The organism is Lentzea indica, from assembly GCF_012184385.1.
Classification (GTDB): domain Bacteria; phylum Actinomycetota; class Actinomycetes; order Mycobacteriales; family Pseudonocardiaceae; genus Lentzea; species Lentzea indica.
In genome coordinates this window covers 15,928-40,198 of the sequence record NZ_VSRL01000041.1, presented here as the reverse complement: position 1 = coordinate 40,198, position 24,271 = coordinate 15,928, and the positions used below count along the sequence as shown (strand labels likewise).

The window sequence follows — 24,271 nt, the reverse complement described above, 5'->3', positions numbered from 1 at the left end:
TGGAAACAGGTTGTAGCGCGCCGCGATGGCCCGATTACCGGGCGCCAGCGTTCGTTGACCGGGCGAATGAAATTCTGTCAACGACGGCGGCCGAACGTAGCAACGAGGGAATCGTCCGCGCAACGGTTTTCCCACCCGTTGGCTACTTGTCGAGACGCCGCCACTCGGGTGCACCGCTGAGCACGCCGGCCAGCGGCGCGCCGGTGTCGACCCCCGAAACGGTGGGCAACACACCAAGTAGATCGACTACCTGGAACAACGGCACCGAAACGGCCTGAGCCTGGATCTGCGGCTCGATCCGCACCAGCACGTCCGACAGCAGCACCTTGCCGTTCAACGCGGCGTCGATGTCCGTCTGGATCGCCGGGTCGCAGAACCCGGCCGGGTTCTGCGGGCTGGGCGTGGCCCCGTCCGGCGCGTCGCCGACACACCCGTACGCACTCGCCAGCCCCGCCGCCGAGTCACCGGCGTCCACCCGCGGCACGACGGCGATGTCGATGTCCTTCTCGGTGAGCTGCTTGCTGAACAGGTCCTCGGCGTTCGGCGTGACGACCTCGGAGGCGATGCCGCGCTCGGTGAGCTGCGCCTTGATCCGGTTCGCGATGCTGACGTACGGCTCGGACTTCTCCGGCGCGGCGATCTTGAGCTTGAGCGGCTTGCCGGCCTTCTGCCACTCGGTTCCGGTCTTCACGTACCCGGCCTCGGTGAGGAGCTGGTCGGCGACAGCGGCGTTGAGCGTGTTGCCCGTGATGGTCGCCTGGTACCCGGCGCGGCTCGGCGGCACGACGTACGAGTCGGCCCGGAACTGCGTGCTCGGCCCGCTCTGGGTGCCGGACGCGATCAGCGCGTCCCTGTCGAGCGCGGCCACGATCGCTTTGCGCGCTTTGACGTCCGCGAGCTGCTGACTGGCCGGCCGGAGCAGGACCTGCACGACCTCGTTGCGCGGCACGGGTTTCGTGGTGAGGTTCTGGATGTCCTTGAGCAGGTTCACGTCCGCGGCGTCGGCCCTGAGCAGAACAGCCTGATTGTCCCCTTTGGACAATGACTCGGCCATCGCGCTGTGCGTGGCACGCCTGATCACGACCCGGTCGAGCGTCGTCGGCACCTCCCAGTACCGATCGCTGCGCTCGAGCACGACCTCACCGCGCGCTCGTCGAGCGAGCGCATCTGGAACGGCCCCGCGGTGGCGGGGAAGCCGGTGCTCAGGACGTTCGACCACGTGCCGGGAGCGTCCTTGAGGAGGTGCGCGGGCAACAGGTTCGCGAAGAGCGACCGCCAGCCGGGGAACGGCTTGCCGAACGCGACCTCGACGACCTTGCCGCCTTCACGCGCGGTGATGTTGTTGATGAGCCGGTAACCCGCCGGATCCACAACACCGGGCTCGACGCGCATACGCTGCCACAGGTAGTAGAAGTCCTCGGCGGCGATCGGCGCGCTGTCGGACCAGCTGGCGTCCTTGCGAATCGTGTAGGTGACCGTGAACGGCTCGGCCTTGGTGACCTTCGCGCTCACCATGATGCTCCGGTCGAGCTGCGGGGCGCCGTCCGCGCCCGGCCGGAAGACGGATGGCAGCAGGAGCGAGCTCAGCGCGGTCGTGATGGGGCTCTGGGCCGCGAGGGAGTGCGGGTTGTAACCGCCGGCCACGTCGTCGACGCCGACCACGATCTCGGTGACCTTCGGCCCCGTGGTGGTGATGACGGGGGCCTCGGACTTCGGGACCAGGGGCGGAGGCGGCGCGTTCGTGCACGCCGCGGCTGTGCCGCACAGGACGGCAGCAGCCAGCACTCCCCCGAGTCGCCTCATGGTCCTCACATTGCCAGAAGAACGGTGGTGACGTTCGGGCAACCCAAGTTTTGTCACCCGCGCCACTAGAGTGGACGTGCCGGGTGGATGGAGGGTTGCTCGCACGGTGGGTAGTACGGCTCACCTGGTCGGGTGGTTCGCCCTGGGATCGGCTGGTTTTCGGTCGTTGAAACGCCGCCCCGGACACGACGAAGGGCGGCCAGGCCACTGGCCCAGCCGCCCCGTCAGGCGTTACGTCAGCGTCGGACTCAGCCGCGCTGCTTCAACTTCGAGCGCTCACGCCCACGCAGGTTCGCGTCCAGCGTCACCTTGCGCACGCGCACGACCTCCGGCGCCACCTCGACGCACTCGTCGACGGCGCAGAACTCCAGCGCCTCTTCGAGCGACAGCTTGCGCGGGCGGGCCAGCGTCTCCATCACGTCGGCGGTGGAGGTGCGCATGTTCGTGAGCTTCTTCTCACGGCACACGTTGACGTCGAGGTCCTCGGAGCGCGGGTTCTCGCCCACGACCATGCCCTCGTACGCGTCCGCGCCCGGCTCGACGAAGAACGTGCCGCGGTCCGCGAGCTGGATCATCGCGTAGGCGGTGACCGAACCGGTGCGGTCGGCGACCAGCGAGCCGTTGTGACGGGTGCGGATCTCGCCGGCCCACGGGCCGTAGCCCTCGGCCACGGCGTTCGCGATGCCGGTGCCGCGGGTCTCGGTCAGGAACTCGGTGCGGAAGCCGATCAGGCCACGCGACGGCACGACGTAGTCGAGCTTGATGCGGCCCGAGCCGTGACCCGACATGTTCTCCATGCGGCCCTTGCGGTTCGCCAGGAGCTGCGTGATCGCGCCGAGGTGCTCCTCCGGCGCGTCGATCGTCAGACGCTCGAACGGCTCGTGGATCTTGCCGTCGACCATCCGCGTGACGACCTGCGGCTTGCCGACGGTCAGCTCGAAGCCCTCGCGGCGCATCTGCTCGACCAGGATGGCCAGCGCCAGCTCACCGCGGCCCTGCACCTCCCAGGTGTCGGGACGCTCGGTCGGCAGCACGCGGACCGACACGTTGCCGACGAGCTCGGCGTCGAGGCGGGCCTTGAGCACGCGCGCGGTCAGCTTGGTGCCGCCGTTGCGACCGGCGAGCGGCGAGGTGTTCACACCGACGGTCATCGAGATGGCGGGCTCGTCGACGGTGATCCGGGTCAGCGGACGCGGGTCGTCGACGTCGGCGAGCGTGTCACCGATGGTGATCTCCGCGATGCCGGCGATGGCGACCAGGTCGCCCGCGCTGGCCTCTTCCGCGGGGATGCGGTCGAGCGCCTCGGTGATGAGGAGCTCGGTGATCTTGACGCGCTGCGTCGTGCCGTCTTCACGGCACCAGGCGACGATCTCGCCCTTGCGCATCTTGCCCGCGGCGATGCGGCAGAGCGCGATGCGGCCGAGGAACGTCGAGGCGTCGAGGTTCGTCACCAGCGCGCGGAGCGGGGCGTCGACCTCGACGACCGGCGCCGGGATGTGGTCGAGCAGGACCTGGAACAGCGTGTCCAGGTTCTCCTCGTCCGGCAGGCCGCCGTCCTCCGGCTGGGTGAGCGACGCGCGACCGGCGCGCGCGGAGGCGAACACGACCGGCAGGTCGAGCACGGAGTCGTCCGCGCCCACCTCGGTCGCGAGGTCGAGCAGCAGGTCGTGCGTCTCTTCGACGACCTCGGAGATCCGGGCGTCGGGACGGTCGACCTTGTTGACGAGCAGGATGACGGGGAGACCCGCGGCCAGCGTCTTGCGCAGCACGAAGCGGGTCTGCGGCAGCGGGCCCTCGGACGCGTCGACGAGCAGCACGACGCCGTCGACCATCGCGAGCGCACGCTCGACCTCGCCACCGAAGTCGGCGTGGCCGGGGGTGTCGACGACGTTGATGACGACATCGCCGTCAGGGGTGTGGCGACGAACAGCGGTGTTCTTCGCGAGGATCGTGATGCCCTTCTCACGCTCGAGCTCGCCGGAGTCCATGACCCGGTCGACCAGCTCGGCACGCGCGGAGAAGGCACCAGACTGACGCAGCATGGCGTCGACCAGCGTGGTTTTGCCGTGGTCGACGTGCGCGATGATCGCGACGTTGCGCAGGTCAGTGCGCGTCTGAAGACCGGGCGCGGTGGCCGTGGGCACGCAGAACTCCTAGAGCTTCGAAGGCGTTGGAGGGGCTCGCGCCGGACACGTCAATGCGCACAGCCGTACACCAGAGTACCGGCTGCGTCGGCATTACCACACAAGAGTGCCTAGTGAAGTGAGCCTCACCTACTCTAGCGACACGTGTCGGAGTGGAGTGCAACCAGTGGGTAAAAAGCTCAAGAAGAAGTGCTGCCGGTCGAAGCCTCAGTGCAAGCGCTGCCCGGTGCCCTTCCTGCTCAAGGAGCGGGACAAGGCCAGGAAGAAGGCTGCGAAGAAGGCGGAGAAGGCGGCCAAGAAGGCGCTGAAGAAGGCCGCTTGAGAGCCGACCGGGTGCGCGCGTACGTCGACAAGGCGCTCGACCTCCTCGAGCGGCACTCCATGGAGAGCACGAAGGCCGACTGGCCCGCACTACGTGCTGAAGCTCACCTCGCCACGGCCGGCGCGAGCGCTCCTGAGGACACCTACGCCGCGATCCGTCAGGTGATCGCCACGCTCGGCAACCCGCACACCCACCTGATCACGTCCCACCGCGCAGGCGCGTCACCGAAGGTGACCGTCCCAACGGGCCGGATGATCGGTTCCACCGCGCACCTGCTGCTTCCACGAACCGCGTCCCGGAACCGCTCGGCCTACGTCACCGCGGGTCTCAAGGTCATGCGCGGCCTCATCACGCGGCGGCCTTCCGGCTGGGTGGTCGACCTGCGCGGCAACGGCGGTGGCGACATGTACCCGATGCTCACGGTGGCGTCGCCGCTGCTCGGCGAAGGCAAGACCGGCGCGTTCGTCACACCGGACGGCACCACGACCGAGTGGGGCATCCGCGCCAGGCACGTCTACCAGGGCCGGCGCAGGACGTTCGTGTTCAGGAGGATCCCGAAGCCGGCGAACCGGCCGGTGGCGGTGCTGACGAACGGGAGAACGGCCAGTTCCGGCGAGGCCGTGCTGGTCTCGTTCCTCGGCGCGGAGAACGTCCACACCTTCGGCGAGCCGACCGCCGGTTTCGCGACGGCCAACCAGACGTTCCCGCTCCCTGACGGCGCGCGGCTCGCGATCACCACCGCGCACATGGCCGACCGCACCGGACGCACCTACGGCAACGCGCCGATCGCGCCGATGACGCTGGTCTCGAACTCAGGCGACATCCACGATCGCGTGCTCGACACCGCGATCGCGTGGCTGACCGGACTCTAGTGCTGCAGGACCGCCTCGTTCAGCTTCACGAGCTCCGGCGCCGTCCGCGTCGCCTCGAACTCGCAGATCTCGTACTTGACCAGCTTCTGCTCGGCCCACGGGTCCGTGGCGAGCAGCGCTTCGAGCTTGCCGCGGGGCATGGGGCGCGTGATGATCACGCCGCCGACCCTCGGCACCTGTCGCCCTGAGGCGAGGAACAACCCTCGCTCGTACTGCTTCTCGACCCACTCGCGGTGGTCGGGGAGGGCGTAGTCGATCTGTTCCAGTGGCGCGACGTACTTCAGCAGCACGATGAACATCCTTCAACGGTAGTCCTATACTGCTGATCGTGCGCACTCTGAACGCCTTCTGGTGGGCCGCTTTCAGGCGGCCGGAGTAGCTGTGCGCTGACGCGAACACAGGCCGCCCGAGACGGGCGGCTCTTTTGTGCGTTTCGTCCGGGCGGTCCTTCACGAAAGGACCAACATCATGATCCGGCTCTCCGCCATCACGCCCTCCGGCCAGGTCCACTTGGGCAACTACCTGGGTGCACTGCGGACGTGGGCCCGTGAGGGCACCGACGAGGACGTGTACTTCATCAGCGACCTGCACGCGATGACGTCGTCGCACAACCCTCAACGTCTGCGATCCATGACGCGCGAACAGCTCGCCGTTCTCATCGCCTCTGGCATCGACCCGGCCAGCGTGTGCGTGCAGAGCGATCTGATCCGCGAGCTGGGCGCGCTGAACTGGGTGCTGGAGTGCACCTGCACGTACGGCGAGGCCGCACGCATGATCCAGTTCAAGGAGAAGTCGCTCGGCCGCGACTCCGTGCGTCTCAGCCTGCTCACCTACCCGGTGCTGATGGCCGCGGACATCCTGCTGCAGGGCACCGCGGAGGTCCCGGTCGGCGAGGACCAGCTCCAGCACGTCGAACTGGCCCGCGCGCTCGCCCGCCGCTTCAACAACGCCTACGGCGAGGCGTTCATCGTCCCGACCGCGGTCGTGCCGAAGGTGGGTGCGCGCATCAAGGACCTCTCGGACCCGGCGCGCAAGATGGACAAGTCCGCACAGAGCTCCACGGGCGTCGTGTTCGTGCTCGACGAACCGGATCTGGTGCGGCGCAAGGTCCGTCGCGCCGTCTCGTCCACCGAGGGCATCGCGAACCTGACCGAGATCCTCGCCTCCTGCACCGGCAAGGAGCCCGAGGACTACACGAGCAGGTTCTCCGACCTCAAGAACGTCGTGGCCGAAGCGGTGATCGAGGAGCTCCGCCCCGTGCGCGACCGCACGCTGGAGCTCCTCGCCGACCCGGCGGAACTGGACCGCATCCGCTCGGTGGGCGCGGAAAGGGCCCGCGAACGCGCGCAGCACCGGCTGGCCGGGGCGCTGCGTCTTTCCGGACTCAGTTGAGGAGCTCCTGAAGGGCGGGCACCAGCACCCGGTCCGCGGGCAGCCAGTCCGTTGACGGCAGCTCGCCGGCGGTGAGCCACCGGACAGCGTTGTGCTCCAACGCTTCCGGCTCACCGCCGTCGAGCTCGGCCAGCTTCGCCTCGAAGATCCGCAGGACCATGTCCTTGCGCAACGGCACGTCCGGCCCGACCTGCTCGCCGACCTCGATCGACACGCCGAGCTCTTCCACGCACTCGCGGACCAGCGCCTCTTCCGGCTTCTCGCCGTCCTCGACCCGTCCGCCGGGCAGTTCCCACTGCCCAGCATGACTTTCCGGATAGGACCGCTGCTGAGCCAGCAACCGTCCACCCCGGACGATCGCCGCACCGACCACGACCCGAGCGTCTCTGAGCTCCTCGCACCGTTCCGCCAGCAGCGCCGAGCGCTTCTCCAGCACCCGCAACGCCATCCCGCGCCCGACAGTGACGTCCGCGAACCGCCCGACCACGCCACCCACCGTCGTCCAGCTGACGCGGTCGATCACCATCGTCCCGGCGCCGGTGACCACGAGATCCGTGTGCAGCTCCAGAAAGTCCCCAGCGGCCGACACACCGGACAGATCGGCACGGGTGACCGTCAGCTTCACACCCAGCGCCCCGGTGAGCACATCTCCCACGCACAGCAAGGGACCCGGGACCTTGACCCCGAACCCGGTGATCAGCGCGGTGTCCAACAGGGCACCGGCAACAGTGGCAACAGGCGCGTCGACCAGCGCCGACGCTCGCAACTCTGGCACAGTGATTGCTACCAGGACGGCCAGCGGATCTCCAAACGCGCACCACCGGCAGGTGACTCCGCGGCCCTGACCGTGCCGCCACGCCGCTGCACCAGATGCGCCACCAACGCGAGCCCGAGCCCGAAGCCACCCGACCCGCGCCCGCGATCCTCTTCCACTCGATAAAACCTGTCGAACACCTTCGCCCGATGCTCAACGGGAATGCCGTGCCCGTCGTCGTCCACGAGCAACCGCACGTCCCGCCCGACCGGCACCAGCGTCAGGGTGATCGTCGAGAACGCGTACCGCGCCGCGTTGCGCAGCAGGTTGTCCAGCACCAGCTCGACCTCGGACCGGGTGGCCGACACGAGACACGCCGAGGGCGGAGCGTTCAGCCGCACCAGCAACTCCGTCCCGAGCCTGGAGATCGCCGACTCGGCCTCCAGCACCAGATCCACGGCCTCGGCCCGCGACGGCTTCCCCGTGTCCGCCCGCGCCAGGATCAGCAACGAGTCCACCAGCGCGCTGAGCCGGATCGACTCCTCGACCACCGACTCCAGCACCTCGATCGAGAAGTCCGGATCCGGATGCGCCACCGCGACCTCGGCCTGAGCCCGCACCGAGGCAACCGGCGACCTCAACTCATGCGCCGCGTCCCCCGTGAACCTCCGCAGCCGATCAGACGCCTCGTCCCTGCGCGCCAGCAACGCGTTGAGCGCCTGCGCCAGCGCCTGCAACTCGTCCCGTGACGGCGGCACCGGCAGGCGCTCCCCGTGCGGCAACTCCCCAGCAGCGACCCGCATCCGCTCGACAGGCCGCAACGACGATCGCACAGCCAACCACGTCGCGATCCCCACAAGCCCGGCCACCAGCACCGCCGCGACCGCCAACCACCGCGTCCCCAGCGTGTTGGCGTTCTCGTACCCGAGCAACGTGTGCGCGTACACCTCGAGCCGAGGCGTCCCGTCCCCCGAGAACACCACCCGCCCCCGGAACCGATACGCCGACGCCCCCTCCAGCCGCAGCACCGGCTCCCCGGACTTCAACGTCCGAATGTCCTGCGCCGTCAACGGAAGCGGCGGCTTCCCGTCCACAGGCACACCAGACACGTCCAACACCCGCGCCGGCGCCTTCTCCAGCTCCTGGTCCACCGCCGTGATCTGAATGATCCCGATCAACGCGGGCGCCAGCCCGGTGAAGGCCAGCAAACACAACAACGCCACCCCCGTGGCCACCACGGTGATGCGAAAACGCAGCGACCGCCGCAACCACCAGCGGCGAGGGTTCACTTGTTCCCCAGCGCGCTGTCCAGGTCGGGGGTGGACGCGATGTACCCGTGTCCCCGAATGGTCCTCACGACCTCCCCACCCCCAACCGCCTCCAACTTGCGCCTGAGGTACCCCACGTAAACCTCAACCGCATTCCGAGTGGCGGCCTGCTCGTCCCCCCACACCGCCCGCAACAACTCGTCCTTGGTCACCACAGACCCGGCCCGAGACGCCAACACGTCGAGCACCGCGTACTCCCGAGGACTCAACGACACGTCCTGCCCGGCCCAGCTGACCTCGCGCAACCCCCGATCGATGACGAGATTGCCCAGCGTCAACTTCCGCCGCGCCCCACCCCCACGCCGCAACAACGCCCTGACCTGCGCCACCAGCACGACAAAGCTGAACGGCTTGACCAAATACCCATCGGCCCCGAGATCCAGCCCGTCCGCCTGGTCGATCTCCCCGTCCTTCGCCGACACCATCAACACCGGCGTTCGCACCCCATCAGCCCGCATGCGCTGCAACACCCGATACCCGGACAGCCCGGGCAACATGATGTCGAGCAGCACCACGTCAAAGGCCCCGGTCAACGCCACCCTCAACGCAGTGGGCCCATCAGCGGCCGTCACGACCTCCATGCCCTCAGCCGCCAGCCCACGCTCCAACGCCCGGCGCACGCCGACTTCGTCGTCCACGACCAGCACTCGAGGCTTCACACCGCACAGCATGCCGCCCCAGCCAACTAACCGCCCGCAAGATCTCAGCCGCCTCTCAGCAACAGGCCACCGCGAAGGCGCAGCCGAGCCCGCCCTTCACAAAGCCAGCAGGCGGGACCACCCCAAACCAAACGCAACCCACCCACGCAACAGGCAGCCGCCGTAAGCAACCGGCGTGCCATCAACCCGCGCACGGCGCTGGACCCCCGATCAGATTGCCGGGGGTTTGGGGGCAGAGCCCCCGGGGAAAGCACGCAACCGCAACCCGCCATCGCACAACAACCACCTACGGCAAGAGCGCCCAGCCAACCAACCCCAACCCGACCAAGAAACAAGCACAAACCAGCAGGTCAGACTAGTCTCAGCACCATCTCAGCAACCCCACTTCAAGCTGTAACCACAAGCCCTTGGAGGAGGGGACACAGATGAACAAGCGAAAGGTGACCCTGGCCGCAGCTGCGGCCGGTGTGCTCACCGGTGCGGCAGGCATCAGCCTGCTAGCCATGCCAGCAGGCGCAGGCCAGCCACCATCCCTGCCGGACATCGCCCCGGAGAAGCTGGTCGAGCAGGTCCTGACCAGCAAACCGGGTGCGTTCGGCGGCACCGTGGAGGTCGACAACAAGCTCGGTCTCCCGGCGATCGGCGAGATCCCGCAGCTCGCGGACGGCAAGCACAGCGCGAGGATCTGGACGGACGGCAACGGCAAGCTCCGGCTGGCTCTTCCGAACGGTCAGTCCGAGCAGACCATCGTTGACGACGGCTCCACCACGTGGTCCTGGAACTCCCAGAACAACGAGGTCACCAAGTCGGAGCACAAGGCCGACAAGGAGGTCAAGCCGGAGAACGAGCAGAAGGCGATCGACCCGGCCACCGCGGCCAAGGAGATCGTCAACCAGACCAAGGAGTTCAGCGACATCAGCGTCGACGGCACCGCGCGGGTCGCGAACCGTGCCGCCTACGAGCTGGTCCTCACGCCGAAGGCCAGTGAGAAGACGCTGATCCGTGAGGTCAGGATCGCGGTCGACTCCGAGCTCAAGATGCCGCTGCGCGTCGCCGTCCTCACGAACGGCACCGCGGAACCGGCTGGCACGGTCGGCTTCAGCCAGATCAACGTCGGCCCGCAGGACTCGAAGCTGTTCGAGTTCACCCCGCCCGCCAACGCCAAGGTCACCACTCCGGAGGCCAAGGAGCAGAAGCAGCGGCACGAGCCCGAGCTGGGCCTGGAGCAGGCGCTGAACGGCAAGGACCCGCAGATCTTCGGCACCGGCTGGGACTCGGTCGTCGGCGCGAAGATCCCGGCTGAGGCCATGACCCACGTGCCGGCAGAGGCGCAGGGCCTGGTCGACCGGTTCACCAAGAAGGTGAGCGGCAGCTGGGGCAGCGGCAAGCTGTTCACGACCAAGGTCGCCACGATCCTGATCGCGGACGACGGCCGTGTTGTCGCGGGCGCCGTGCCCGAGCAGGTGCTGTTCGACACGATCGGACAGGTGAAGTGACCACCTCGACCAGCGCGCCGGTGACGACGGGGCACAAGACCGCCGTCGCCGCGCGGACCAAGGGTCTGCGCAAGGAGTACGGGAGCACGGTCGCCGTGGACCGCGTCGACCTCGAGCTGCCGGAAGGAGCCGTGCTCGGCATGCTCGGCCCCAACGGGTCTGGCAAGACGACCACGATCCGGATGCTGCTCGGGTTGGTCCGCCCCACGCAGGGGGAGATCGAGCTGCTCGGCAAGCCGCTTCCTGACGGGGCCGAGCACGCGCTGCCGCACGTGGGCGCGCTGGTCGAGGGTCCGGGGTTCCACCCGTTCCTCAGCGGGCGGGAGAACCTCATCAGGTGTGCCGCGTTCGAGCCGCTGCTCCCCAAGAAGCAGATCAAGCAGGCGGTGGAGGACGCGCTCGAACGCGTCGGGCTCGCGCAGGCGGCCCACCGCAGGTACCGGGGGTACTCGCTCGGCATGAAGCAACGTCTCGGCCTGGCCGCGGCGTTGCTCGTGCCGCGCAAGCTGGTCGTGCTCGACGAGCCGACCAACGGCCTCGACCCGGCGGGAACCCGCGAGATCCGCAAGATCATCGCGGACCTGCACGAACAGGGCAGCACCGTCCTCGTCTCCAGCCACCTGTTGAGCGAGGTCGAGGCGACCTGCACGCACGTCGCGGTCCTGCACCGCGGAACCGTTGTGGCACAGGGAGAGCTGACCGAACTGCTGCAGGCTGGCGGCTCGGCGCTCCAGGTGATCACCCCGGACGTCGAGACGGCGCTCAGCGCACTGCGCACCGCGAAGATCTCCGCACGACCGCTCGGCGAGGGCCTCCGTGTCGAACTCGCGGGAACGTCGGCGCCGCAGGTGATCGAGACGCTGGTGAAGGCCGGCGTCGGGGTCTACGAGGCGACCAGGTGGAAGACCGGCCTGGAGGAGCTGTTCGCGCGGCTCACCGAGGCCGAGGAGGCCGAGCGCGGAATGTCCGCTGTGGACACGCTGGACGGGGGACCGCGATGATCACGCGTCAGTTCGGTTCCGAGGTGCGCTGGATGCTGCGCAGGCCGCGGACCCTCATCGGGCTGTTCGGGCTGATCCTGGTGCCGATCATCATCAGCTTCGGCATCTGGTCCGCCGGCGAGGGTGACGGCGGGCCGGGGCTGGGAGCGATCCTCAACGGCAACGGCATGGTCGTGCCCATCTTCACCCTGTTCCTGTCGCTCAACCTGCTGCTGCCGCTGGTGGCGTCGATCTGGGCGGCGGACGGGCTCGCGGGCGAGGCGCAGCACGGCACGTTGCGCGGGCTGCTCGTCGCACCGGTGTCACGGGTGCGGCTGCTGTTCGTGAAGCTGTTCGGGCTCACCGCGATGTCGCTCTTCGCCGTCACGCTGATGGCGGTCGTGGGCATCATCGCCGGCACCGCGTTCCTCGGCACGAACGGCATGATGACGCTGTCCGGCACCACCCTCTCCACGGCAGAGGGCTTCCTGCGGATCGCGTTCTTCATCCTGCTGGTGACGTTCCAGATGGTGGCGATCGGCGCGGTCGCCCTCGCCGTCAGCTCGACGACCGAGCACCCGCTGGTGGTGCAGGCGGCGACGATGACGACGATCATCGTGTTCCAGGTGCTGGGGCAGTTCCCGTCGCTCGACTGGCTGCACCCGTTCCTGATCACGACGGGCTTCCCCGGCCTGATCGACGTGATGCGAGACCCGATCCCGCTCGGTCAGATCTGGGACAGCACGCTCCTCGCGGGCTGCTACATGCTGATCGGCACGGGCCTCGCCGCAATGCGTCTCATCACCAAGGACAGCTAGCGAAACCCGCCCTCGCTGTTGATCACCTGTCCGGTGATCCACTCAGCGTCGTCGGTGCAGAGCCAGGAGACCAGCCGGGCGGCGTCGTCCGGCTGGCCCCAGCGGCCGAGCGGCATCCGCTCCCGCACCCACTCCCTGGTCTCCTCGGTCGCATAACCGGTGTCGGTCGGGCCGGGGTTCACCGCGTTGATGGTGATCCCCTGCCTGATCAGCTGGTGGGACAGCGTCGACATGATCCCCACCAGCGCACCCTTCGACGCGGCGTAGGCGATCTGACCAGGCATCGGTCCGAGATTCTGCCCGGACGTCATGAACACGACCCGTCCGCCAGGCGCCCCGTCGTGCTGCTCGGCAAACGCTTGCGCCAACAGGATCGACGACCGCGTGTTCACCGCGTAGTGAGCATCGATCTTGGCCGCGTCCAGCTCACCCAGCCCACCGTCGGGCCCGCTGCTCGCGTGGTTGCACACCAGCACGTCGACACGCCCGTAAGCCTTGACCGCAGCCGCCATGAGCTGCTCCGGCGCGTCCGGCAGCGCGAGATCGGCACCGAGGTGCTCGACGCGACCACCGATACCCGCGATCACGTCCTCGATCGAATCCGCGCCCCACGGCTGCTCCGCGTCGTGCGCCACGTGGTGCTGCACGAACAGGTCAGCGCCCAGCCCGGCCAGCCGCTGAGCGGTCGCGTACCCGATGCCCTGCCGCCTGCTCACGCCCGTGACCAGCGCGACTCGTCCCTCAAGATGTCCCATAGGACTCTTAGCTAACCGATACGAGCGACGCCGTCCAAGTCAATTACGAGCCGCACGCGGTCCCCGATCTCGGTCATCGGCCCGACCGCCTCGTACTCCTCGCCGTCGATCTCCACGAGCAACCGCACGTGGTCCCGCCGGTGCACCCGCTCCAGCACAGTGCCCTCAAGAGAGCCCGACGGATCGACCCGCAACGCCGTGGCCCGCAGCCCAACGCGTTCAGCGGATACCCCCACGAACGAACCGGGCACGAACTTGTTGCACCCCAAGAACTTCGCGGTCTCGACATCGACCGGCGACGACCACACCTCGGCCGGCGGGCCGACCTGAACGATCCGGCCGCGCAACATGATCGCCACCCGGTCGGCCAGCGTGAACGCCTCGTCGTGGTCGTGCGTCACGACCAACGCGGTCGTGGCGGCCTCCCGCAACAACCGCGCCAGATCGACCGCGAGCTGCTCCCGCAACGCCCGGTCCAGCGCCGACAACGGCTCGTCCAGCAGCAACAACCGCGGCGAGGGAGCCAACGCCCGCGCCAACGCCACCCGCTGCTGCTCACCACCGGACAGCTGCGTCACACGACGTGAGGCATACCCGTCCAAACCGACGAGCTCCAGCAACGAAAGAACCCGCTTGTCCCGCTCTTCGCGCTCCACTCCACGCATCCGCAGCCCGAAAGCCACGTTCCCCGCCACCGACCGGTGCGGAAACAGCTGCCCGTCCTGGAAGACCAGCCCGAACTCCCGCCGATGCACCGGCACACCGGCCAGGTCCGACGAATCCCACCGGACCGAACCGGAAGAAGGCTTCTCCAGTCCCGCGATCGTCCGCAGCAACGTCGACTTCCCGCACCCCGACGGCCCGAGCAGCGCCACGACTTCACCGTCCGCCACCGAAAGCGACACGTCCGACACCGCGACCATCTGTCCATAACGGACGGTGATCGAGTCCAGTTCCAGCGCCATCAGAACTCCCCGCTGCTAGGCACGCGCAACCGCTCGATCAGCAGCACGCACCCGACCGTGACGACCATCAGCAGCGCACACGCCGCATAGGCCATCTGGCTGTTCAACTCCCCCGGCCGCGACATCAGCCGCGCGATCACCACCGGCAACGTCGGCGCGTCCGGCCGCGCCAGGAAGCTCGTCGCACCGAACTCCCCCAGCGCCACCACGTACCCGAAGCCGGCAGCCGCCACCAGCGACCGCCCGACCAGCGGCAGGTCCACCTCACGCCACACCCGGAACGGCGACGCGCCCAACGTCGCCGCCGCCTGCCGCAGGCGTTCGTCGACCGCCCGCAACACCGGCAGCACCATCCGCACGATCAACGGCGTCACCACCAGCGCCTGGGCCAGCGGCACCAGCAACGGCGAGGTCCGGAAATCCCCTGGCAGCGCGTCCATCGTCACCAGGTACCCGAAACCGAGGGTCACCGCGGACACCCCGAGAGGCAGCATCAACGCGGTGTCCAGCACCTCCGCGATCCGGCCCCCTGACCGCCGCAACCCGACCAGCACCACGGCGGAGAACACCCCGACCACCAACGCCACAAGAGTCGCGTCGAACGCCGTCCGCACCGAGTTCAACGCCGCGTCCAGCCCGGTTACCGCCAGCGTCCCGCGATCACCACGAGTCGCCAGCGCCGCATATCCGGCGAAGCTCCAACCGTCCCGGGTGGACAACGACCGCGTGACCAGCCCGACGACCGGCGTCAGCAAGGCCATGACGACCAGGCCCGCCCCGGCAACGACGTACCACTCACCACCGGACGGCCGCCGGGCCAGCTCTTCCCTGCCGCGCAACGACAACGCCGTCTCCCGACGCCGCCGGGCCAGCGCACCCAGAACCAGGACCGCCAGCACAGCAGCGAACTGCAGCAACGACAACGCGGCCGCGCCGGAGAGGTCGAACAGCTCGACCGTCCGCAGGTAGATCTCGGTCTCCAACGTCCGATACCGAGACCCGCCGAGCACCAGAACCACACCGAAACTGGTGGCGCAGAACAAGAACACGACCGCCGCAGCCGACCCGATCGCGGGCGCCAACGCCGGCAACACGACCGACAGGAACGCCCGCGGACGGGAAGCCCCGAGAGCCCGGGCCGCGTCCTCAGCCCGCCGATCCGTGTGGGCCCACAGCCCGCCAACGGTCCGCGCGACCACGGCGACGTTGAAGAACGCGTTGGCCAGCACGATCGGCAGCACCCCGCCGTCCGGCCAGAACGTGCGGAAAGCCAGCCCCACCACCACGGTCGGCAGCACGAACGGCACCATCACGGCCGCACGCACAACCCCGAGCCCGCGAAGCCGGCACCGCGCGAGCACGAACGCCACCGGCAACCCGGCGACGAGCGCGACCAGTGTCGACGCGAGAGCCTGCCCCAGCGTGAACCCGACGAGCTCCCAGGTCTCCCCGCTGAACAGCGCGGAAACCACACCGCCCTCGCGCAGCCCCAGCGACACGATCGCCAGCACGGGCCACGCGAAGAACAACCCGAGGAAGGCCAGCGGCAACAGCGCCGCCGCCGACCACCCGGTGCGGGTGCTCAGCCCTGCACGAGCTTGCGCCACTGCTCGACCCAGGCTTCGCGGTTGTCCTTGACCTTGTCCGCGGGCAGGGTCTGCGGGTTCGGCGGCAGCGGCGCGTCCTTGGCCCACGACTCGGGCAGCGCGACGCCCTCACGCGACGGGTAGACGTACATGTGCTCGGCCACCTGGGCCTGGAACTTCTCGCCCAGCAGGAAGTCCAGGACCTTCTGCGCGTCGGCGGGGTTCTTGGCCCCGGACAGCACGCCGGCGTACTCGACCTGGCGGTAGCACGTGCTCAGCACGGCCTTGGTCTTGCCGCCCTCCGCCGACGGCGACGAGGCGTACGAGACGACGATCGGCCGGTCGCCCTTGGTGGCGGAGAACTCCTGGTTGTAGGCCTCTTCCCAGCCGCTCACGACCTTGACGCCGTTGGCCTTGAGCTTGGTCCAGTACTCCTGCCAGCCGTTCTCGCCGAACTTCGCGATCGTGCCCAGCAGGAACGCGAGGCCCGGCGAGGACGTGGCCGGGTTCTCCACGACCAGCTTGTCCTTGAACTTCGGGTCGACGAGGTCCTCGTACGAGGTCGGCTCGACGCCACCGAGCTTGGCCGGGTCGATGTTCAGGCACACGTCACCGACGTCCACCGCGTGCAGGCGCCCCGTGGAGTCCACCTGGTAGCGCTGAGCGCCCTTGGAGGCCTCCGGCGAGGCGTACTCGGCGAACACGCCCTCGGCCAGAGCCCGCGAGGCGAACGTCGAGTCGACACCGAACGCGACGTCGCCGATCGGATTGGACTTGGTGAGCACGAGCTTGTTCGTGAGCTCGCCCGCGTCACCGCTCGCGATCTGCTTCACGGTGATACCGGTGGCCTTCTGGAACTCGTCCATGAGGCCTTCCTTCACCACGAACGAGTCGTGCGTCACCAAAGTGACCTCGTGCGTCTGCGGCGCGGTCGACGTACCGGTCGAACAACCGGTCAGCGCCAGTGCAGCAGCGGCGGCAACAGCAAAAATCTTTCTCACTGAAATCTCTCCCTACGCCGGTATGACCCGGATCAGGTGGACGGTCGAGGGCTTGCGAGCCCTCCTCTCAGCCCGGCGCTTCACCGGACTCCCGTGGCAAACGCGCAGCTTACGTGACGTGGTGGCACGATCAGGACATGGCCGAGCTGTTGAGCGACGATCAGCTGAACGACGTGCTGCCCAAGCTGCCCGACTGGGCAGCCCAGGACGCGGCACTCGTCAGGACCGTGGAGCTGGCGAGCTTCCCGCAGGCGATCATGGTCGTGAACCGGGTCGCGGAGATCGCCGAGAACGACAACCACCACCCGGACATCGACATTCGCTACAAGACCCTCACATTTCGCCTGAGCACCCACTACAAGGGAGGAATCACCGCGCTCGACGTGTCTCTCGCCGAGGAGATCGACGGAGTCCTGGACGCGTTGGCCTGATTCGGTCAAGATGTGCGCTGCCGCCGCCCGCGGAAATGAGAGGGAACACCCTCATGCGGTTGCGCACACCCCTTTTTGTCGTGGCGCTGGCTGGCAGCCTCCTGATCGCACCGGTGGCCGCGCAGGCCGTGCCGTGTGCCGTGACGGACACGATGATCAAGGCCAGCCAGGCGTGGGTCACCAAGGGCACCGATCTCAAGGCCAACAACTGGTCCAACGCGAACTTCCACGTCGGCAACATCGCGCAGGTGCGGACGACCGGGATCAGCAACCACAAGACGTGGCCGTGGGTGAAAGCGAACAAGTACCTGCTGCCGATCGACCCGGCGAACCCGTACGCCCCTGACCCGCAGTCGAGCGGTGAGGCCTACCTGGCCGTCTCGTTCTTCCACCCGGAGCCCGAGGTGCTCCAGCCGCTGCGGGACAACCTGCGGGCCCAGGCGAAGACCGGGAAGTTCGACCACTGGAAATCGCCCGACGCGCTGACCATGTCGCTGCCGTCCTTCACCGAGGTCGCCGTGCGCGACCTCGACCAGGACCTGCTCGACTACTCGTACAGGTCGTACCGCAGCCTCAAGAAGCGCACGTTCGACGAGGTCACGGGCCTGTGGAGCCTGAACGTGCAAACCAACGGCTGGGCCGTGCAGGGTCTGGCCAAGGCGATCCTGATGCTGCCGAAGGACAACCCGTACCGCGCCGACTACGCCAAGACGCTGCGCAAGAGCGCGCAGACGTTGCGGCACCTGCAGCGCCACGACGGCTTCTGGGGCGCCACCGGCAAGGACTCCGCGGCCACCGCGATGATCACCTACGCGTTCGCCGCGGGCGTCAACGCGGGCGTCCTCGACAAGGAGACCTACCTGCCGTACGTGCAGAAGGGCTGGCAGGCGCTGCAGACCGCGCTGGACGCCGACGGCCTGCTCGGCTGGACGGCGGCCCGCAACTCCTGGAAGCCGGCCTCAGCCGGCGACTCGGCTGGGTTCGCTGTCGGCAGCTTCCTCATCGCCGGGCAGCAGCTCGTCCCTCTCACGCCTGGTTGCTAGGCCGATCGCGACCAGCGTGAGCATGCCGGCGGCCGGGTAGCCCCAGCCGAGCAGCACGAAGTACCAGGGCCGCGGGAAGTCCCAGATGTTCGGCTGGGCGAGCAGCAGGAACGAGATCAGGTAACCGCCGGTCAGCAGCACCCACAGGCCGGCGGTGATCTTGCAGAGGAGGTGTCCGCCCTCGTAGGTCAGCCACAGGAGGGCGGGCACCATCCACACCCAGTGGTGACTCCACGAGATGGGCGAGACCAGCAGGCCGAGCATCTGGACGCTGATGATCAACGCCAGCACGTCCTTGGTCTTGCTGACCGCGAACCACGTCAGCGCGGCCGCGACCAGCACGGCCACGAGGTAGATCGGCCCGGTCTTGACGTCGTGGCCGAACGTGCGGCTCAGCGCCCCGCGCATCGACTGGTTGATCGCGCTGCCGACCGGCCCGACCCGGCTCGCATCACCGAGCAGCTGGAACCAGAACTTGTCCGACTGCGACGGCGAGATGGCCCAGCCGATGCCGTACACCGCGACGAACGCGACGAACGACCAGACGGCGGCCATCCACCTGCGTTGGATGAGGAAGTAGAGCCCGGAGATGGCGGGCGTGAGTTTGATGCCCGCCGTGAAACCCACACCGGCGCCGCCGACCCAGTTCCGCGCGCTCGCGAGCGTGCCGATCAGGATCGCCGCCAGCACCAGGTTGATCTGGCCGTAGTTGAGCGTGGTGCGCACCGGCTCGATCCACAGCGTCAGCGCGGTCCACATCATCACGCGGCGCGGGTCGTGCAGCTTCAGCAGCTTCAGACTCGTGCGCACGATGTAGTAGAGGCAGCCGAGGCAGATCAGCTGCCAGATCCACCGGGACGCCTCCCACGGCACCCAGCTCATCGGCGTGAAGATCGCGGCCGCGAACGGCGGGTACGTGAACGGCAGCGGGAACACGTCCGCGTACTGGTCGAGCCGCCACTCGTACAGGTCGCCGGAGAACAGGTGCGGCGAGCCGTTGCGGTACACCAGCAGGTCGATCATGGTCATCTTCGCCTGGAACGCGACCATGAACAGGTGCCCGGCGACCGACAACGCGAGCAGCCACGGTGCTACGGAGAGCACACGCGCTTCCACAGCACGGAGTTTCACCCCGAAAACGTTACCCGAGGCAACGTTCACGGGTACCCCGGCGTCATAGAGACGGGAGAGATCGCAAGAGGGAGTTTTTCTGATCATGTCTGTTGATCTTGTAGTCGCTGCTGTCGCCGCTCTGGCCATGCTGGGGGTCGCGTTCGGAGTGTTCGCCGCTGCCGCTCGCGCCAAGAACAACGTGTAAAACCGTTGCCAGGCAAGCGGAAGGGGGAGCCTCCACAGTGGAGACTCCCCCTTCACCATTCCGAGGGGGAATGGGGGCGCTATGTGCAGCCTTAGAAGTAATGTGCACGTCCGCCGACCGGCCTGCCGACCGCGCCGAGCACGGCGAGGATCGCGCCGATCACCAGAAGCACCACTCCGATGGTCGTCAGGATGCTGATACCGGCCAGCCATCCGACGACGAGCAGGATCAGACCGAGAACGATCATGACACCTCCAGGTGGGGAATCCTTCTCTGGACTACCCCACAGAGGTCGGTACAAACCTAGTCCAGTGAAGCGAGCAGCTCCCGCACCCGCTGAGAGTTCGCGTTCCCCGCCTCCATCCGCTCGCAGAGGGACAACGCCTCGTCGAGCGACTCGCGGGCAGCGTCGGGATCCCCCGCCGCGATCTGGGCCTTCGACAGCTGCACGAGCACATCGGCGAGGTTGTGGATGTCCCGGATGGCTCGCAGCATCCGCACGGACGCCTGGCAGTTCTCGATCGCGTCCGCGTGCCTGCCGAGTGCCGTGTAGATGTCGGCCAGCGTTTCGTGGTTCATGCTCCTGGACACGTCCCCCGCCGGGCGGTTGAGCTCGACGTACAGCGCCTGCGCGTCGAGGCAGAGCTCGAGCGCGCGCTCGTTGTCGCCCACCAGGTGATGTGCTCTGCCGTAGGCGGAGAGATAGCTGGCTTTCTCGAACTTGGTCTTCAGGTTGACGGCCATCGGATGGATGCGGCGCAGGACCGCCAGCCCCTCGTCGTGCTTGCCCTGCAGTTCGCACAGGAAGGCCAGCCCGCGCGACACGTTCGACACTCCGTTCTCGTCGCCCAGTTCCTCGTCGCAGCGCAGCCCTTCACCCATGTGGAACTCCGCCTTCACCAGGTCCCTCGCCGCCATGTAGGCGCCCGCCAGCGCGCGGTTGAGGCGCGATTGCCCGAAGACGCTGCCTTCGCGCTGCGCCGCGGCGAGCCCACGCGCCTCGATGTCCGCGGCCTCACCCAGACGTGAGCTGCGCAGCAGGTAGTTGTGCAACGAATAGGCGTAGGTCCAGAGGACGTCATCCGCCCCAACGGCCTCCAGCTGGGCGAACACACCCAGCAACACCTGGTGCTCTGGTTCGTACCAGCCGTAGCTGGCATCGACGTCCGCGATGGGCTCGACGACCGCGAACTCCGCTGGTGGTGGCAGTTCCGGCCAGCGGATGGCGCCTTCCAGCGGTACGCAGGCCGCCCAGGTCATGTGGACGTAGTGGTCGAACATCCGCTGCCGCGCGGGGAGACGCTGCTCGTCAGGCAACTCCGCAGCACGCTCCTGGACGTAGTCGCGAAGCAGGTCGTGCAACGCGAACCGCCCGGTGTTCGCCGCACCGACCAGGCTGCAGGCGACGAGCTCATTGAGCGCCCGCCTGGCCTCTGCCGGTGACAGCGCCGCGAGGCTGGCCGCGGCCGCGATCGAGAAGTCCGGTCCTGGATGCAGGCCGAGCAGCACGAACACCCTGGCCGCCGGTTCGCTCACCGACCGCAACGACCACGAGAAGACCCCGCGGATGCCGGTCATCGGATCGTCGATGTCGAGCGCGTCGAGGCGTTCCTGTTCCAGCTCGTCCGCCAGTGCCGTGAGCGAGTCACCGTAGGCAGCGCGGGCGGCCACGATGCCGAGCGCCAGTGGAAGTCCCGCACACCGCTTGACCAGCCGCGAGACGGCGTCCGGCTCGGCGGCGACACGTGCCGCGCCGATGCGTTCGGTCAGCAGATCGACCGCGCCCTGTTGGTCCAGCACGTCCAACGCGACGGGCTGCGCACCCTCACGCGCGACCAGCCCGCTCAACCGGTTGCGGCTGGTGATCAGCACCAGGTTCGCAGCACCGCCGGGCAACAACGGCCGGACCTGATCCACATCACGGGCGTTGTCCAGCACCACCAGCGCCCGGCGCTGCGCCAACACCGACCGGTACATGGCGATCACCGCGTCGTCGGACGCCGGGATCTCCTTCGTCGGCACGCCGAGCGCGAGCAGGAAGTCGCGGGTCACCGACACCGGGTCCAGCGGCTCGGCACGCGTGTCGAAGCCGCGCAGGTTCGCGTAGAGCTGACCGTCAGGGAACCGGTCGGCGACCTGGTGTGCCCATCGCAGCGCGAGCGCGGTCTTGCCAACACCACCGATGCCGTTGATCGCGGAGATCAGCACCGGCTCGCCCGGCCGGATCCTGAGCATCTCGGTCAGCCGCGCCAGCTCGTGCTCGCGGCCGACGAAGTGCGGGTGGGCCGGCGGGAGCTGGCGGGGCACCACCGACGAAGCGGGCGCCTCACCACGCAGCACCTGCTCATGCGCCTCGCGCAGCCGTTGACCGGGGTCCACACCGAGTTCGTCGGCGAGACGCGTGCGGATCTCCTGGTAGACCGTGAGTGCCTCCGCCTGCTGGCCCGCCCGATGCAGGGCCAGCATCAACTGCGCCCAGAACGTCTCCCGCAGCGGATGCTGCCGCACCAGTGACCGCAGCTCAGGCACCAGGACGTCGGTGACACGGGCCAGGTCCTCGTCGATCCGCCGTTCCAGCGCGACGACGTGCTCCTCCACCAGCTGAGGCACGTCTTCGCGGTGCAACGACTCCGACGCGACGTTGCCCAGCACCGGCCCACGCCACAACTCCAACGCGGCACGGCGCTCGCCGAGAGCCGTCAGCGCCCGGAACCGGGTGAGGTCGAGCTGTTCCGGCTCCACCTCGGCCGAGTAACCGCGTGACGACGTGCGCACGCAGTTGGCTTCCCCCAACGACTGCCGCAACCGCATCACGACCGTCTGCAATGTCTTGTGCGCCCGATCCGCGGCCGGCGGCTCGCCGTCCCACACCCGTTCAACCAGCTCGTCGACCGACACGAACTCGTTGGCACGCAACAACAACGTCGCGAGCAGAACTCGACCGCGCCCGGCAGGCACCGGGACAGGTTCGCCGTCGAGCAGTACTTCCAACGGCCCCAGCACGCGGTACTCGACAGTCACGTCGCTACAAACCTTCCAGCAGTGAGCGCACCTCGGCCGCGTCCTTGCGGTCCAGCGCTTCGTAGATGGACACCGCCTCCACTAGCGGTGGACGGGCGGCCTCGCTCTCCCCCGCCGCGATGTGCGCCTTCGCCAGCCTGACCAGCCCGTAGGCCAGTTGGATCGTCTGGCTCATCGTCCTCAGCAACCGCACCGCCTCGCGGTAACAGTCGACGGCTTCCGGGTACCGGCCGAAGTCCAGGTGGATGTCACCTTTCGTCTCCCAGTTCGTCGACATGGGCATGGACGGCACGTCGCGTTTGGCCTCGTCGAACGCCTCGTCCGCTCTCAGGCAGAGTTCGAGACCGCGTTCGGCTTCGCCGGCCCGATGATGGGCTCTGCCCAGCGCCGCGAGATGACAGGCCCGCTGGTACGTGTTCAGGCTGTCGACCGTCGCATGCACCTTCGTCAGGATGTCCAGCGCGTCCGCGTGCCGGCCCTGCATCTCGTACACGAAGGCCAGGCCACGTGAAACGTCCGCCTGCGTGTTCGGGTTGCCCAGCTCCACTTCACACCGCAACGCGGAGCTCAGGTGGTGGTCCGCCTTGTCGAAATCCTCCTGCGCGATGTAAACGCCGCCGAGCGAGCGGTGCAGGCGGGCCCGGCCGAAGACGTCGCCGAGCCGTTGCGCCGCAGCCAGCGCCATGAGTTCCAAAGCCTCGACATCGGCCAGCTGTCCCCGCCTGAGCAGGTGGAGGTGCAACGTGTAGCCCAGCCGCCAGGCGAGATCGTCCGCCCCCGCGGCCACCATCTTCGCCACCACTCCCGGCACCACCCGGCGCTCGGCGTTCTCCCATTCTCGCGCTGCCCGCACATCCGGCATCGGCACGACCACGGCGGACGGCGACGGCGGCGCCAGCGGCGTCCAGTGGACGCGGATCTCGATCCTCTGGTTCGCCTCCAGCGAGGTGTGCAGGTAGTGGTCGAACATCCGGTGCAACGCCTCCGACCGTTGCACTTCAGGCAGTTCGCCCACACGTTCGGCGGCGTAGTCCCGCAACAGGTCGTGCAGCAAGTACCGCCCGGTGCTCGTCGTGGCGACGAGGCTGCCCGCCACCAGTTCGTGCAGCGCCCGTTGTGCTTCCGCGAGTGGCAGCGCCGCGAGGCTGGCCGCGGCCGCGATCGAGAAGTCCGGTCCTGGATGCAGGCCGAGCAGCACGAACACCCTGGCCGCCGTCTCGCTGACGTTCCTCAGCGACCACGAGAAGACCCCGCGGATGCCGGTCATCGGATCGTCGATGTCCAGCGCGTCAAGACGTTCCAGTTCCAGCTCGTCCGCCAACGCCGTCAGCGAGTCGCCGTAGGCAGCGCGGGCGGCCACGATGCCGAGCGCCAGTGGAAGTCCCGCACACCGCTTGACCAGCCGCGAGACCGCCTCGGGCTCGGCGGCGACGCGTGCCGCGCGGATCCGTTCGGTCAGCAGATCGACCGCAGCCTGCTCGTCGAGCACGTCCAACGCGACGGGCTGCGCACCCTCACGCGCGACCAGCCCGCTCAACCGGTTGCGGCTGGTGATCAGCACCAGGTTCGCAGCACCGCCGGGC

General features: G+C 68.3%; 22 protein-coding genes and 1 pseudogene. 8 read left to right on the top strand and 15 right to left on the bottom strand.

Annotation, left to right across the window (positions count from 1 at the left end; all coding sequences use genetic code 11):
- Positions 1-142: 142 nt before the first annotated feature.
- The 3 genes from FXN61_RS14455 to typA all read right to left on the bottom strand — a co-directional run bounded on the left by FXN61_RS14455 (position 143) and on the right by typA (position 3,947).
- A complete protein-coding gene (locus FXN61_RS14455) occupies positions 143-1,135 on the bottom strand; it encodes an ABC transporter substrate-binding protein (protein ID WP_312877725.1) in 993 nt (330 codons plus the stop codon).
- On the bottom strand, positions 1,078-1,803 hold the full coding sequence (locus tag FXN61_RS55305) for an ABC transporter substrate-binding protein (protein WP_312877724.1): 726 nt from the start codon (positions 1,801-1,803) through the stop codon (positions 1,078-1,080). The genes FXN61_RS14455 and FXN61_RS55305 overlap by 58 nt, the downstream gene beginning before the upstream one ends.
- A 248-nt stretch (positions 1,804-2,051) precedes the next feature.
- Complete coding sequence (gene typA / locus FXN61_RS14450; protein ID WP_167974128.1) at positions 2,052-3,947, bottom strand: translational GTPase TypA; 1,896 nt, start codon at positions 3,945-3,947, stop codon at positions 2,052-2,054.
- 166 nt (positions 3,948-4,113) lie between these two features.
- Here typA and FXN61_RS14445 point away from each other — a divergent pair, with 166 nt between their 5' ends.
- The gene (locus tag FXN61_RS14445; protein ID WP_167974072.1) at positions 4,114-4,269 is read left to right on the top strand and encodes a hypothetical protein; all 156 of its coding nucleotides are present in this window, start codon (positions 4,114-4,116) and stop codon (positions 4,267-4,269) included.
- Positions 4,266-5,141: a S41 family peptidase gene (locus FXN61_RS14440; protein ID WP_167974126.1), complete on the top strand. Its 876-nt coding sequence runs from the start codon at positions 4,266-4,268 to the stop codon at positions 5,139-5,141. The genes FXN61_RS14445 and FXN61_RS14440 overlap by 4 nt, the downstream gene beginning before the upstream one ends.
- Here FXN61_RS14440 and FXN61_RS14435 read toward each other — a convergent pair.
- A complete protein-coding gene (locus tag FXN61_RS14435; RefSeq protein ID WP_167974124.1) occupies positions 5,138-5,440 on the bottom strand; it encodes a YciI family protein in 303 nt (100 codons plus the stop codon). The two genes, FXN61_RS14440 and FXN61_RS14435, sit on opposite strands and share 4 nt — an antisense overlap.
- 169 nt (positions 5,441-5,609) lie before the next feature.
- On the opposite strand from FXN61_RS14435, the gene trpS reads away from it, so the two are divergent.
- Positions 5,610-6,533, top strand: a complete 924-nt coding sequence (trpS, locus tag FXN61_RS14430) for a tryptophan--tRNA ligase (RefSeq protein ID WP_167974122.1) — start codon at positions 5,610-5,612, stop codon at positions 6,531-6,533.
- Here trpS and FXN61_RS52075 read toward each other — a convergent pair.
- From FXN61_RS52075 to FXN61_RS14415, 3 genes are read right to left on the bottom strand one after another with little or no spacing between them, the layout of a single operon-like run.
- Positions 6,526-7,308, bottom strand: a complete 783-nt coding sequence (locus tag FXN61_RS52075) for a (deoxy)nucleoside triphosphate pyrophosphohydrolase (RefSeq protein ID WP_312877723.1) — start codon at positions 7,306-7,308, stop codon at positions 6,526-6,528. The genes trpS and FXN61_RS52075 overlap by 8 nt on opposite strands.
- 8 nt (positions 7,309-7,316) lie before the next feature.
- The gene (locus tag FXN61_RS14420; protein ID WP_312877722.1) at positions 7,317-8,522 is read right to left on the bottom strand and encodes a sensor histidine kinase; all 1,206 of its coding nucleotides are present in this window, start codon (positions 8,520-8,522) and stop codon (positions 7,317-7,319) included.
- A gap of 50 nt (positions 8,523-8,572) precedes the next feature.
- Positions 8,573-9,286 carry a response regulator transcription factor gene (locus FXN61_RS14415; RefSeq protein WP_167974118.1) on the bottom strand — a complete coding sequence of 238 codons (714 nt, stop codon included), beginning with the start codon at positions 9,284-9,286 and terminating at the stop codon, positions 8,573-8,575.
- 413 nt (positions 9,287-9,699) lie between these two features.
- On the opposite strand from FXN61_RS14415, the gene FXN61_RS14410 reads away from it, so the two are divergent.
- The 3 genes from FXN61_RS14410 to FXN61_RS14400 are packed head-to-tail and all read left to right on the top strand — an operon-like array spanning position 9,700 to position 12,568.
- Positions 9,700-10,770: a LolA family protein gene (locus FXN61_RS14410; protein ID WP_167974116.1), complete on the top strand. Its 1,071-nt coding sequence runs from the start codon at positions 9,700-9,702 to the stop codon at positions 10,768-10,770.
- A complete protein-coding gene (locus FXN61_RS14405) occupies positions 10,767-11,771 on the top strand; it encodes an ABC transporter ATP-binding protein (protein WP_167974114.1) in 1,005 nt (334 codons plus the stop codon). The genes FXN61_RS14410 and FXN61_RS14405 overlap by 4 nt, the downstream gene beginning before the upstream one ends.
- The gene (locus FXN61_RS14400) at positions 11,768-12,568 is read left to right on the top strand and encodes an ABC transporter permease (RefSeq protein WP_167974112.1); all 801 of its coding nucleotides are present in this window, start codon (positions 11,768-11,770) and stop codon (positions 12,566-12,568) included. The genes FXN61_RS14405 and FXN61_RS14400 overlap by 4 nt, the downstream gene beginning before the upstream one ends.
- On the opposite strand, the gene FXN61_RS14395 is transcribed toward FXN61_RS14400, so the two are convergent.
- From FXN61_RS14395 to FXN61_RS14380, 4 genes are read right to left on the bottom strand one after another with little or no spacing between them, the layout of a single operon-like run.
- Complete coding sequence (locus tag FXN61_RS14395; RefSeq protein ID WP_167974110.1) at positions 12,565-13,323, bottom strand: SDR family oxidoreductase; 759 nt, start codon at positions 13,321-13,323, stop codon at positions 12,565-12,567. The two genes, FXN61_RS14400 and FXN61_RS14395, sit on opposite strands and share 4 nt — an antisense overlap.
- Before the next feature lie 11 nt (positions 13,324-13,334).
- A complete protein-coding gene (locus FXN61_RS14390; RefSeq protein ID WP_167974108.1) occupies positions 13,335-14,288 on the bottom strand; it encodes an ABC transporter ATP-binding protein in 954 nt (317 codons plus the stop codon).
- On the bottom strand, positions 14,288-15,895 hold the full coding sequence (locus tag FXN61_RS14385) for an ABC transporter permease (RefSeq protein ID WP_312877721.1): 1,608 nt from the start codon (positions 15,893-15,895) through the stop codon (positions 14,288-14,290). Before FXN61_RS14385 ends, FXN61_RS14390 begins: the two co-directional genes overlap by 1 nt.
- Positions 15,871-16,875, bottom strand: a complete 1,005-nt coding sequence (locus FXN61_RS14380) for a thiamine ABC transporter substrate-binding protein (protein ID WP_167974106.1) — start codon at positions 16,873-16,875, stop codon at positions 15,871-15,873. Before FXN61_RS14380 ends, FXN61_RS14385 begins: the two co-directional genes overlap by 25 nt.
- Positions 16,876-17,012: 137 nt before the next feature.
- Here FXN61_RS14380 and FXN61_RS14375 point away from each other — a divergent pair, with 137 nt between their 5' ends.
- The gene (locus FXN61_RS14375) at positions 17,013-17,306 is read left to right on the top strand and encodes a 4a-hydroxytetrahydrobiopterin dehydratase (protein ID WP_167974104.1); all 294 of its coding nucleotides are present in this window, start codon (positions 17,013-17,015) and stop codon (positions 17,304-17,306) included.
- A gap of 59 nt (positions 17,307-17,365) precedes the next feature.
- Positions 17,366-18,349, top strand: coding sequence for a glycoside hydrolase family 88 protein (locus tag FXN61_RS14370; protein ID WP_167974102.1), 984 nt, complete (start codon positions 17,366-17,368; stop codon positions 18,347-18,349).
- Here FXN61_RS14370 and FXN61_RS14365 read toward each other — a convergent pair.
- From FXN61_RS14365 to FXN61_RS14350, 4 genes and pseudogenes are all read right to left on the bottom strand, one after another.
- A complete protein-coding gene (locus FXN61_RS14365; protein WP_167974100.1) occupies positions 18,266-19,480 on the bottom strand; it encodes a mannosyltransferase in 1,215 nt (404 codons plus the stop codon). The two genes, FXN61_RS14370 and FXN61_RS14365, sit on opposite strands and share 84 nt — an antisense overlap.
- 278 nt (positions 19,481-19,758) lie before the next feature.
- Entirely contained in the window at positions 19,759-19,914 is a 156-nt protein-coding gene (locus FXN61_RS14360; protein WP_167974098.1) for a DUF6131 family protein, read from the bottom strand.
- A gap of 56 nt (positions 19,915-19,970) precedes the next feature.
- The gene (locus tag FXN61_RS14355) at positions 19,971-22,688 is read right to left on the bottom strand and encodes an AfsR/SARP family transcriptional regulator (protein ID WP_167974096.1); all 2,718 of its coding nucleotides are present in this window, start codon (positions 22,686-22,688) and stop codon (positions 19,971-19,973) included.
- A 4-nt stretch (positions 22,689-22,692) separates the two neighbouring features.
- Positions 22,693-24,271 (bottom strand): annotated as a pseudogene (locus FXN61_RS14350) (hypothetical protein); the annotation flags it as partial.

Bases quoted from the DNA above. Each gene is read 5' to 3' on its own strand.
- FXN61_RS14360 (WP_167974098.1), bottom strand. From the start codon at position 19,914: ATGATCGTTCTCGGTCTGATCCTGCTCGTCGTCGGATGGCTGGCCGGT.
- FXN61_RS14410 (WP_167974116.1), top strand. From the start codon at position 9,700: ATGAACAAGCGAAAGGTGACCCTGGCCGCAGCTGCGGCCGGTGTGCTC.
- FXN61_RS14395 (WP_167974110.1), bottom strand. From the start codon at position 13,323: ATGGGACATCTTGAGGGACGAGTCGCGCTGGTCACGGGCGTGAGCAGG.
- FXN61_RS14435 (WP_167974124.1), bottom strand. From the start codon at position 5,440: ATGTTCATCGTGCTGCTGAAGTACGTCGCGCCACTGGAACAGATCGAC.
- FXN61_RS14390 (WP_167974108.1), bottom strand. From the start codon at position 14,288: ATGGCGCTGGAACTGGACTCGATCACCGTCCGTTATGGACAGATGGTC.
- FXN61_RS14400 (WP_167974112.1), top strand. From the start codon at position 11,768: ATGATCACGCGTCAGTTCGGTTCCGAGGTGCGCTGGATGCTGCGCAGG.
- FXN61_RS14375 (WP_167974104.1), top strand. From the start codon at position 17,013: ATGGCCGAGCTGTTGAGCGACGATCAGCTGAACGACGTGCTGCCCAAG.
- trpS (WP_167974122.1), top strand. From the start codon at position 5,610: ATGATCCGGCTCTCCGCCATCACGCCCTCCGGCCAGGTCCACTTGGGC.
- FXN61_RS14415 (WP_167974118.1), bottom strand. From the start codon at position 9,286: ATGCTGTGCGGTGTGAAGCCTCGAGTGCTGGTCGTGGACGACGAAGTC.
- FXN61_RS55305 (WP_312877724.1), bottom strand. From the start codon at position 1,803: ATGAGGCGACTCGGGGGAGTGCTGGCTGCTGCCGTCCTGTGCGGCACA.